Origin of the sequence: Oxalicibacterium faecigallinarum (genome assembly GCF_014635705.1) — a bacterium.
GTDB classification, from domain to species: Bacteria; Pseudomonadota; Gammaproteobacteria; order Burkholderiales; family Burkholderiaceae_D; genus Oxalicibacterium; species Oxalicibacterium faecigallinarum.
The window spans coordinates 83,908-93,324 of record NZ_BMDI01000004.1 but is presented as its reverse complement, the minus strand read 5'-3'; the positions used below and the strand labels follow the sequence as shown (position 1 = coordinate 93,324).

The window sequence follows — 9,417 nt, the reverse complement described above, 5'->3', positions numbered from 1 at the left end:
ACCGTTGCGATCGCTGCGGTCAGCGTGGTTTTACCGTGATCAACGTGACCAATCGTGCCCACATTCACGTGCGGCTTGGTCCGCTCGAATTTGCCTTTTGCCATCTTGGACTCCTAACAATTTTGATGAGAATGCTCAGGCACACGCCCGACCGACTTATTGCGAATTTCTTACCGAACTACCGAGAACTACAGAATTCTTTGGTGCCCTTGACGTGGATTGAACACGTGGCCTCTCCCTTACCAAGGGAGTGCTCTACCACTGAGCTACAAGGGCATTGCAATTGTTCGCACCGAACGATGCGCACAATCCTAAACTTGGAGCGGGTGAAGGGAATCGAACCCTCGTCATAAGCTTGGAAGGCTTCAGCTCTACCATTGAGCTACACCCGCGAGGATTACTACTTCAATCACTAACTACCATTCCCTACTTTGGATCACCCAAACTGGTGGAGGGGGCTGGATTCGAACCAGCGTACTCGTAAGAGGGCAGATTTACAGTCTGCTGCCATTAACCACTCGGCCACCCCTCCGCAGGGAACCGCAGACTATAGGGTAGTTAGCCCACCTTGTCAACAACCGGGAATGTTTTCCTGCATTAATTTTTTGTATTTGGGGAAAACTGTTGTGAGAAATCGGGGTAAAGAGTCAGATTAAAAACGCGTTTCACGCGCCGCTCGCAGAAAATGATCAAGGATCGGCGTGCAATCCAGCAATTCGGCGCCACCCGCACGATGAAATTCCGGATGCCACTGCAAGCCCATGACAAAACGCGATTTGGTGTGACGCACCGCTTCGACAATGTTGTCGCCTTCCGAGACCGCCTCGATGATCAGATCACGCCCCAGATCGCGCACCGCCTGATGGTGAATCGAGTTGACCAGTGGCGCTTTTTGCGTTGAGAACAGGGCTCCCAGTGACGAGCCAACGGGAAACTGTATGCGATGACGATGACTGTCATAGGTTTCATGGACATGCGGATTGGCCTCCGGCACATCGGTTGCGATGTCCTGATACAGAGTGCCGCCAAATGCCACATTAATCAGCTGACAGCCGCGGCAGATGCCCAGCACGGGCTTGCCTGCCTCGATAAATTCATGCAGCAATTCGAGCTCATACATGTCGCGCGCGCTGTCGCCAATCCACTCTGGACGCGTTGCCGTTTGCGAGTATGTCTGCGGCGCCACGTCTGCACCACCCTGCAACACCAGTCCATCCAGATGCTTGGCATAGTCTCGCAAACGGATTTTGCTCGGATGCAGCATGCCGTTGGTATTTACCGTCGGGATCATGAGTACCAGAACATCGCGCGACATTACCCATTGCGCAATGGACTCCTCCAGATACTGCAGCGTTTTCGCCTGCAAGCCTTTTGCACCACTTTCCGGATGAAAAATACGTGCAGACACGCCAATTTTCAGCGTGCGTTGCGTCAGTCGACGTCCCGCCTGCTCGGACAGACTGCGAATGCGTGCGGACAAAATCCGCCAGGTTTGCTTCCACGCCGAATCGTCAGGCATCAGATACGCGGGCGCGCCTCTTTTCGTGAAATCGGCATGTGCTGGCGGCACATAGGGCGCAGGTGGAACAGCGGCGGGCTTCTCCGTTATCTCGGGCGAATCGGGCACAGCTTGTGGCGGCAAAGGATCGGCTGGCGGCGTGGAACCATCAGCAGCTTTGGGAACGGGGGGCAGATTGATATCAGACTGGTCAGACATAAAACTCGCTCGGAAATCGAAAAATGATAGACAACGGACAAGGAAAAATTATCCGTCCACCCGGGTTTTCATGTTTGCACTGCAATGGCCTTGCAGGATTCGCTTGCATCCAAACGATCCTCCCGAGGCATAATCGAGACTTTACGCCTGCTTTGGCTATCTGACATCCATGTTGACGATCTATCACAATCCTCGCTGCTCGAAATCACGCGAGGCCCTGACGCTTGCCCAGCAATTTGCAACGCAAAACGCGCTTGAACTCCATATCGTCGATTATCAGAAAACGCCGTTGTCACGCGATCAGCTCGCTACGCTGGTGGATGCGCTGAACACCCTGGAACCTACGAGTGTACGTGACATGTTACGCACGAATGAAGATGCGTATGCTGCGCTGAAACTTGAAAATGCCAGCGACGATGCATGTCTTGACGCCCTTGCTGCGCATCCCATCCTGTTACAGCGCCCCATCGTCCAGTTCGACAAACAGGCTGTGATTGCGCGCCCACCAGAACGTGCGCTAAAGGTGCTGAAAGTCTGAACGATCAGAATCCCGTGGGGCTGCCGTAGCGGTCGCTACGGCTGATGGCGTATTTTTGCAGCAATTCCCGGTACATGCTGCCGAGCAGAGACAATCGCGGATTGCGCGGATCCAGCCGGCGCGCGCTGGTCACATAGTCGCGCGCACGGTTACCCAGCTCGTCATCCCAACCGATATTATCCAGGCACTTCAGCACCGCCACCGCTGCATTGAATACGACTTGCGGGTTATTCGGCAGCCGCGTTGCCGCTTCCGACATCAAATCCACCGCGCCGCGATAATCGCCCAGGCGTGCCTTCTCGGCGCCGGCCGACACCAGATCGCTTACATGGTTCTTGCTGTCGCGCGCAACCCGTGTCGCCAGGTCTTCACGCCCCGCTTCATGGAACAGGCGCATGGTTCTTGCGGTCGCCGCACCACCGGGCGTATTACCGGCCACCGTGGTCATCACTTCCACGGCACCTTGTTCAAGACCACTCTGCAGACATTTTTTTGCCAGCATGACACGCGCATCGATGGACAAAGCAATCGGCTCACGGCTGGCGACCACCGCTGTCTGCAATGCGTCCACGGTCTCTTGCTCTTCGCCGTTGTGACGATGCAGCATCGCCATCGACAATGCCCGACAGACCGGTGTTTTGGCGGCATGTGCCAGCGTCTTGGACAAATCACGTATCACGGAATTGACCAACTGGATTTCACCTTGAACAATCGCCGTCTCAACCAGATGCACATGGTCTTCCGGCTCGCGAAACTCGGAAAAACGCGCCCGGTTCACCACTTGCTGGAATGCCTGATGCGCTGCCTGCACGTCCCCCGCTTCCAGCGCAATCCGCCCCAGTCGCCGCAACCGTTGCACAGCGTGTGGCGAACGCGCCACCGCCGCTTCCAGCGTACGCTGCGCCTGTTCGACGCGCTCAAGTTCTTCCTGCGCCTTGGCCAGCCAGTCATAGGCTTCGAGAAACTGCGGCTTCTCTTCCACCAGCGCTTGCAGCATCACCTCAGCCTCGGCAAATCGTCCCTGCTGATGCAAGGTAATCGCCTGCCCCAAACGTGCCCATGCGAGCGCGCGTCGCGTATAAAGCTCCCCATACAGCGTTTCCGCCTCGGCCAGCTCGCCGAGCGTCATGTGCAATTCTGCGCGCAGGCGCATGAAATCAGATGCATAGCGCGGCGCCTGCTCCATCCCAACGGAACAAGCCTCGATTGCGCCGGAAAGATTGCCGTCATCGACCAGTTGCCGGATCATTTGCAATGCATTGCGGCGTTCGATCGCGCGCGTAATGCGATCAATCAGCGTATCGGCCGTGAAAGGTTTGAGGATGTAATCGTTCAGCGCGAGTTCGGCCGCACTGACGACCTTGTCTCGCGTGCGCTCGGCCGTAACCATGATGAAAATGGTCGAATGTGGCAACAGCTTGTTGAAGCGCAAGTCTTCCAGCAATTGCTGTCCGTCCTGCCCTTCACCAAGATCGTATTCGCAAATGACCAGATCAAAGGTCTTATGACGCAATGGTCGGATGGCCGTACCGGAGCTGACAGCATATTCGATCTTCGTCAGCCCGCCCTGACTCAACATGCCGTGGATGCTCGCCCGCATGCCGGCATGCGGTTCGATGATGAGAGCTGTCAGGCCTGAAAGTACATGCATGGTGGCAGATGTCATGCGGGGGAAAAAGGAACCGGAATTTCTTTCAGTCAATAGTACCGCAGCCGCGCAAACTGTTAAATCCGAACCGCAATTTGTTGCATCAATCCGATTGTGTTGTCACCTTGATAGGGTTTTATGGCGACAATGGCTCTTCCTTGACGACGCGGTTACGCCCGGTTTGCTTGGCGGTATACATTGCGGAATCCGTGCGAGAGAACAGATCCAGCACCGACTCGCCCGGGATATGCTGGGTGAGCCCGATCGAAACCGTCACGCCATTGCGCAACGCCGGATTCCAGTCATAACATTCGACCTGCACGCGAATCCGTTCCGCGATATGCGAAGCGGCATGCAAGGATGTCTGTGGCAAGATCAGCAAAAATTCTTCGCCACCGTAACGACCAAATACGTCCTCCTGACGGATGCTGCGCTGTGCAATGCGGGAAAAGTCGCGCAGGACATCATCACCAATCAGGTGCCCGGCGTCGTCATTGATGCGCTTGAAATGGTCCAAATCGATCACTGCCAGACACAGTGGCTCACCGGTTTCGTCTGCCAGTCGTTTTTGCTGCTCAAGCGCGGCAACGATATAGCGGCGGTTGTAGCAACCCAGCATTTCGTCACGCTGCGCATCCTCTTCAATATCGCGAATCTTCCGATTGGCCTTGTACAACGCGCTATGCAAGCGCTGTACGCGGTCTGCCAGCATGACAAACCCCGGGAGCGCAAATGTCAGGCCGACGAACTGCATCATTTCCATCATCAGCAAATCCGGATCGATCTTCTGCCGATAATGCGCGTAAATGACCAACGCATAGGCCAGCAAGGTGACCAGACTCAGATTGAGCATCGTTTTGGATGGCATGCGGTGCATGACGAATGCCATTGTCAATAACAGGAAGGGGATAAAGGCCATCTGCGTTGCCGGCGCCTGATAATGCACCAGCAACATGATGCCAACCGCCGCCACTGTCATCGGCGTGCGCAGATTGCGCGCACTACTTTTCAGGTTCAGACCGGACACAAACAACAGATAGAAAACCAGATAGGACACGCAGGTCAGCACCGCAGCAAGCTGAATCACGCGTAACTCGATTTGGTCCAGGAGATAGAAAACCCACAACACGCCAAGATACAAGCCGGCAAACAGACCTGTCATCGTCAAACGAGCGATGCGTGCCGCTTGCTGCTTTTTGAGCGTCGCCCCATCATCCGGACGACGACGCTCCAGCACTACTGCCGCCGGCACAGACGATTGCTGTACCAAGTCATATACCGTGCCAGAATCAGCAAGTGCGCGATCCGGCGTCGATGACGCGGCAACAGCTTGTGGTTCGCCTCGGTCCATAGTGGGAGTATTGCGGAAAGATGGTGTCAGTTATTTAATATCGGCATCGATCATTAACTCTAAAGCGTATTGCCCACAAAAAACTTTATTTATGCGCCGTGTTCCGGAACGGGCATTTATGCACATTCAGCGGATTGCAAAATCACTGAGCGCGCGATGACACAAAAAAACCGGATCAAGATCCGGTTTTCATTTTTTGTCTCGCTGACTCAGACTGCCACATCATCGTCCAATGCCTGCTGAGGCTCCGGCAGTTTGCTGATCAGCAGCCGATCAATCCGGTTTCTGTCCATATCCACCACTTCAATCCGATAACCTTCCCACTCGAAATGGTCTGACATTTGCGGAATATGACCGAGGAACGCCATCACAAAACCTGCCAGCGTATGGTACGAGCCGGATGCTTCATCGGGAAAACGCACGTCCGTCTCCAGCAATTCACGGAAACGATCAAACGACAAACCCGCATCCAGCAACCATGAGCCATCCTCGCGACGTACGCCGTCGACTTCATTGTGTTCATCGATGACCGATACATCGCCCACCAAGGCTTCCAGCACATCACTCAAGGTCACCATGCCTTCGATCTCCCCGTATTCATCAATGATCAGAGCGAGTTCGGCACGGTTCTTCTTGAGCGTCTCCAGCAACTGCATCGCACTGATGGTTTCCGGCACAAACAAGGGTGGCCGGGTGGCCGCTGCGATATCCACCTGCCCAATGGCGTTGGCACGGATAGCCTGATCGAACAGACTACCGGCATGCGCAATGCCGATGACATTGGACAGATCGCCTTTGCAAACAGGGAAGCGTGTGTACGAGCTATCCGCAATCTTTTGCAGATTCATCTCCAGCGGATCGTCAATATTGATGAAATGTACGTCGAGGCGTGGCGTCATCAAACCCGTTACGCGCATGTCGTCCAGTCGCAAGGCGCGCGAGACGATATCGTGTTCGGTTTTTTCAAACAGGCCGGCATCGGTGCCTTCGCGAAACAAGCCGGCGATCTCCTCCTCGGTCACGGCATCATCTTTTTTATGATGCATGCCAAGCAGCCGCAGGATGAACTCGGTGGAAATGGTCAGCACCTTGACGAAAGGCCCCATCAGGCGAGAGAGCCATAACATCGGCGCTGCCACCAGCGAAGCGACGACTTCCGGATATTGCATGGCAATCCGCTTCGGCACCAACTCACCGAAGATAAGAGAACCAAAGGTAATACCGACCACCACGATGCCGAGCGCGATTTCGCGTGCAAAATCAGCCAGGAACGGAATCAAGGCAATTTCAGGCGTCAGTTGCTCGACCAGCGACGCTTCGCCGAATGCACCGTTGAAAATGCCGATCAGCGTGATGCCAACCTGAATAGTGGAAAGAAAGCGACTAGGACTATCGGACAGGTCAAGCGCCGCCTTGGCGCCGCGACTGCCGTTTTCGGCCAGCTTTTGAAGACGAATGCGTTTGGAGGTAACGACCGCGATTTCGGACATGGCAAAAATGCCATTGACCAAAATCAAACCAAGAATAATCAGTATATCCACTGAAAAGGGAACACGCGGTTACACCCGCACGCCCTGCTGTTGAGAAGCCTCGCATCATATCATCCGCGGCCCTGCATCCGGCAATACGTTGTTATGTACACGTTAAATCACAACATATTCCTCGAAAAACGTTTTACAGAACGCGTTTGACCACCTCTGCAATCAGGAATGCAACGGCCGACCACAGGACGGTGGAGCCAAATGGCAGAATCAGTTCACGCCCACTCAGTCGCACACGAAAATCGCAATACAAGCGACCGACGCCGATCTTGGCAAAAATCCAGGGGAGCAAGGCATTGAAGACGGTCAAAAATACAAAGATCACCACGACCCATCGAATCATTGTCCCGCCTCTCCTAAATAAAACCTGCTAAACGATACGAACGCACTCAGAACAAGCGTGCCACCAGAAAAACCACGATGGACAACAGCACCGTGGAGGCAAATGGAAACAGGAACGTTCTGCCAAACAGGCGGAAGCGGATATCCCCGGGCAATTTACCTATCCCCAGCTTTTCCAGCCAAGGCAATGCGGCCGAAAGCACGATCAAAGCCAGAAAGATGACGAGAAACCAGCGGAACATGAGGGCATTCCAGCGGTGGCGCCCTTTACAGGCGACGACTCTGATCGGCGCGGTCGAAGCAGTCTGGCAATGTCACTTCTTTACCGACCACCAGAACCTTGAACAGTTCGCCCATTTCTGCCGGCGACGTCAGTTTTTGCACAGCATTCGCCTTTGGCAGGTAGCGCTGCGCATCCTCCGGCGATGTTTGCAGGAGCCGGTCGGCAATGCCTGCCGACATCAGGAATCCGGCCTGACTCATGTAGCCCAGCATCTCCAGACCATTACGCACCGCGGCATAGGCCATCGCAGTAAAGTCCACGTGGGCGGTAATGTCCTGCAGACCCGGCAGATAAAACGGATCGGGATGCGAATGATGCCGGTAGTGACACATCAGGGTGCCCTGATGGCGCTGATTCAGATAAAACTCGGTATTGGGAAAACCATAATCGAACAGAATCGCCGCGCCGCCCTTGCCATTCTGCTCATAGCCGGCCGTCAGCATGGAGGCCAGCGTTGCCATGAAGCCGACCGCCACCGGATGCACTTCGGTCAGATAACCTTCCTGCAAGGTGTCGGCATCGGGAATCTGTTCCACCAGTTCCTGAGAGCAAGGGCGATCTTTGTAGTCAAAACAGCTGCCGTTCCAGATCACGCCGCGCTCCAGCCATTGTCCGTCGCGCTTGACCACCAATGACACCGGCATGGCATCGAGCACTTCATTACCCACCACCACACCGGAAAACGCAGGTGGAAAAGCATCCAGCCAGGTTACTTGCGGAAACTCGGCCAGCGTTTGCTGCTGGCGCGCCCGCAGCTCGGCCGATACCTCCACGATGGAGTAACGCTCGACCGTAATGCCCGCCGCCGCGCACTCCGTCAGAATGTCCGCTGCCAGTTTGCCGGTGCCCGCACCGAATTCAAGGATATGCGCGTCGCTTTGACGCATCAGATCATCGGCAGCATGGGCAATCGTTTCACCAAAAAGCGACGTCATCTCGGGAGCGGTTGTAAAATCACCGTCTTTACCGAGTTTGACTGCACCGCCGCTGTAGTAACCGAGATCGGGCGCATAGAGCGCCAATTCCATGTAACGGGCGAAAGAAATCCAGCCGTCTTGTCGGCGAATTTCTTCAACGATCAGATTCTGGAGCTTGTTTGACGCCGCCAGGGCGTCCGGGGAAGGTTCTGGAAGATGCGCTTGCATGGCAGGTATTGTAGAGAAATCAGCGAAACACACAACCTTCGATGTCAATCCAACCACATTCCATGGCAATAACCACACCCCGCGTTGCGCTGGTGACGGGTGCCGCCCGCCGCATCGGTCGCGCAATCGCACTGACGCTGGCGCAACGTGGCTGGGATGTGGTGGTGCACTACGGGCACTCGGCGCAAGAGGCGCAGCAAACCGTCGCGGACATTCAGGCGCTCGGGCAACGCGCCGTCGCGATTGCCTGCGATCTGTCGGATGAAACCGCCACGAAGTTGCTGCTATCCCGTGCAAACGCCGCGCTCGGCCCGGTGTCCTGCATCGTCAACAATGCCTCACTATTTGACTATGACGATGCCGCAACCTTCTCGACAGCGGTATTGGAGACGCACATGCGCGCCAATCTTGCGGCCCCCGTTTTGCTGGCGCAAGCGCTGCATGCGGCCACGCCGAACGATGCGCAATCCGTCGTCATCAATTTGCTGGACCAGAAGCTGTTCAATCTGAATCCTGATTTTCTATCCTACACACTTTCCAAAGCAGCCTTGCAAAGCGCCACCATCATGCTGGCGCAAGCGCTGGCACCGCAAGTTCGGGTGGTCGGTATTGCGCCTGGCATTACCATGGTATCTGGCGACCAGACCGAGAGCGAATTCGCGCAAGCTCACAAGGCAACGCCACTGGGCCGCTCCAGCACGCCGCAAGATATCGCCAACACCGTTTGCTTTGTGGCCGACTCCCCCGCCATGACAGGCACCACCCTGCTGGTGGATGGCGGTCAGCACCTGATTCCCTTGCAGCGGGACGTGATGTTTGTCACGCCCTGACAGCAAGCTGCCTATTTACTCA

Annotated in this window: 10 protein-coding genes and 3 tRNA genes; 2 read left to right on the top strand and 11 right to left on the bottom strand. The window is 55.4% G+C overall.

Annotated elements, in window-relative coordinates; all coding sequences use genetic code 11:
• The 5 genes from IEV29_RS15560 to IEV29_RS15540 all read right to left on the bottom strand — a co-directional run.
• On the bottom strand, positions 1 to 104 hold a 104-nt coding region (locus tag IEV29_RS15560), incomplete at its 3' end, for a GTP-binding protein (RefSeq protein WP_229726451.1).
• A gap of 97 nt (positions 105 to 201) precedes the next feature.
• Positions 202 to 276: transfer RNA gene (locus IEV29_RS15555), tRNA-Thr, on the bottom strand.
• A 42-nt stretch (positions 277 to 318) separates the two neighbouring features.
• A tRNA-Gly gene (locus tag IEV29_RS15550) sits at positions 319 to 392 on the bottom strand.
• Between the two features lie 54 nt (positions 393 to 446).
• Positions 447 to 532 (bottom strand) — tRNA-Tyr (locus IEV29_RS15545).
• Between the two features lie 120 nt (positions 533 to 652).
• Positions 653 to 1,717 carry a gamma-glutamyl-gamma-aminobutyrate hydrolase family protein gene (locus tag IEV29_RS15540; RefSeq protein WP_188382246.1) on the bottom strand — a complete coding sequence of 355 codons (1,065 nt, stop codon included), beginning with the start codon at positions 1,715 to 1,717 and terminating at the stop codon, positions 653 to 655.
• 169 nt (positions 1,718 to 1,886) lie between these two features.
• Between IEV29_RS15540 and arsC the strand changes: the two genes are divergently transcribed.
• Entirely contained in the window at positions 1,887 to 2,255 is a 369-nt protein-coding gene (gene arsC / locus IEV29_RS15535; protein WP_188382245.1) for an arsenate reductase (glutaredoxin), read from the top strand.
• Positions 2,256 to 2,259: 4 nt separating this feature from the next.
• Here the strand turns inward: arsC and IEV29_RS15530 are convergent, their stop codons facing one another.
• The 6 genes from IEV29_RS15530 to IEV29_RS15505 all read right to left on the bottom strand — a co-directional run bounded on the left by IEV29_RS15530 (position 2,260) and on the right by IEV29_RS15505 (position 8,565).
• Positions 2,260 to 3,921: a tetratricopeptide repeat-containing response regulator gene (locus IEV29_RS15530; protein WP_229726449.1), complete on the bottom strand. Its 1,662-nt coding sequence runs from the start codon at positions 3,919 to 3,921 to the stop codon at positions 2,260 to 2,262.
• Positions 3,922 to 4,039: 118 nt separating this feature from the next.
• Positions 4,040 to 5,254 (bottom strand): GGDEF domain-containing protein, encoded by a 1,215-nt coding sequence (locus IEV29_RS15525; RefSeq protein WP_188382244.1) that lies wholly within the window; start codon positions 5,252 to 5,254, stop codon positions 4,040 to 4,042.
• Positions 5,255 to 5,463: 209 nt separating this feature from the next.
• Entirely contained in the window at positions 5,464 to 6,795 is a 1,332-nt protein-coding gene (locus IEV29_RS15520) for a hemolysin family protein (RefSeq protein ID WP_188382243.1), read from the bottom strand.
• Between the two features lie 133 nt (positions 6,796 to 6,928).
• A complete protein-coding gene (locus tag IEV29_RS15515) occupies positions 6,929 to 7,138 on the bottom strand; it encodes a DUF2905 domain-containing protein (RefSeq protein ID WP_188382242.1) in 210 nt (69 codons plus the stop codon).
• Positions 7,139 to 7,184: 46 nt separating this feature from the next.
• Entirely contained in the window at positions 7,185 to 7,379 is a 195-nt protein-coding gene (locus IEV29_RS15510; RefSeq protein ID WP_188382241.1) for a DUF2905 domain-containing protein, read from the bottom strand.
• A gap of 25 nt (positions 7,380 to 7,404) precedes the next feature.
• Positions 7,405 to 8,565, bottom strand: coding sequence for a class I SAM-dependent methyltransferase (locus IEV29_RS15505; RefSeq protein ID WP_188382240.1), 1,161 nt, complete (start codon positions 8,563 to 8,565; stop codon positions 7,405 to 7,407).
• 62 nt (positions 8,566 to 8,627) lie between these two features.
• Here IEV29_RS15505 and IEV29_RS15500 point away from each other — a divergent pair, with 62 nt between their 5' ends.
• The gene (locus IEV29_RS15500; protein WP_229726447.1) at positions 8,628 to 9,395 is read left to right on the top strand and encodes an SDR family oxidoreductase; all 768 of its coding nucleotides are present in this window, start codon (positions 8,628 to 8,630) and stop codon (positions 9,393 to 9,395) included.
• Positions 9,396 to 9,417 lie beyond the last annotated feature (22 nt).

Coding starts and splice junctions, on each gene's coding strand:
- IEV29_RS15540 (WP_188382246.1), bottom strand. CDS start 1,717: ATGTCTGACCAGTCTGATATCAATCTGCCCCCCGTTCCCAAAGCTGCT.
- arsC (WP_188382245.1), top strand. CDS start 1,887: ATGTTGACGATCTATCACAATCCTCGCTGCTCGAAATCACGCGAGGCC.
- IEV29_RS15530 (WP_229726449.1), bottom strand. CDS start 3,921: ATGACATCTGCCACCATGCATGTACTTTCAGGCCTGACAGCTCTCATC.
- IEV29_RS15525 (WP_188382244.1), bottom strand. CDS start 5,254: ATGGACCGAGGCGAACCACAAGCTGTTGCCGCGTCATCGACGCCGGAT.
- IEV29_RS15515 (WP_188382242.1), bottom strand. CDS start 7,138: ATGATTCGATGGGTCGTGGTGATCTTTGTATTTTTGACCGTCTTCAAT.
- IEV29_RS15510 (WP_188382241.1), bottom strand. CDS start 7,379: ATGTTCCGCTGGTTTCTCGTCATCTTTCTGGCTTTGATCGTGCTTTCG.
- IEV29_RS15505 (WP_188382240.1), bottom strand. CDS start 8,565: ATGCAAGCGCATCTTCCAGAACCTTCCCCGGACGCCCTGGCGGCGTCA.
- IEV29_RS15500 (WP_229726447.1), top strand. CDS start 8,628: ATGGCAATAACCACACCCCGCGTTGCGCTGGTGACGGGTGCCGCCCGC.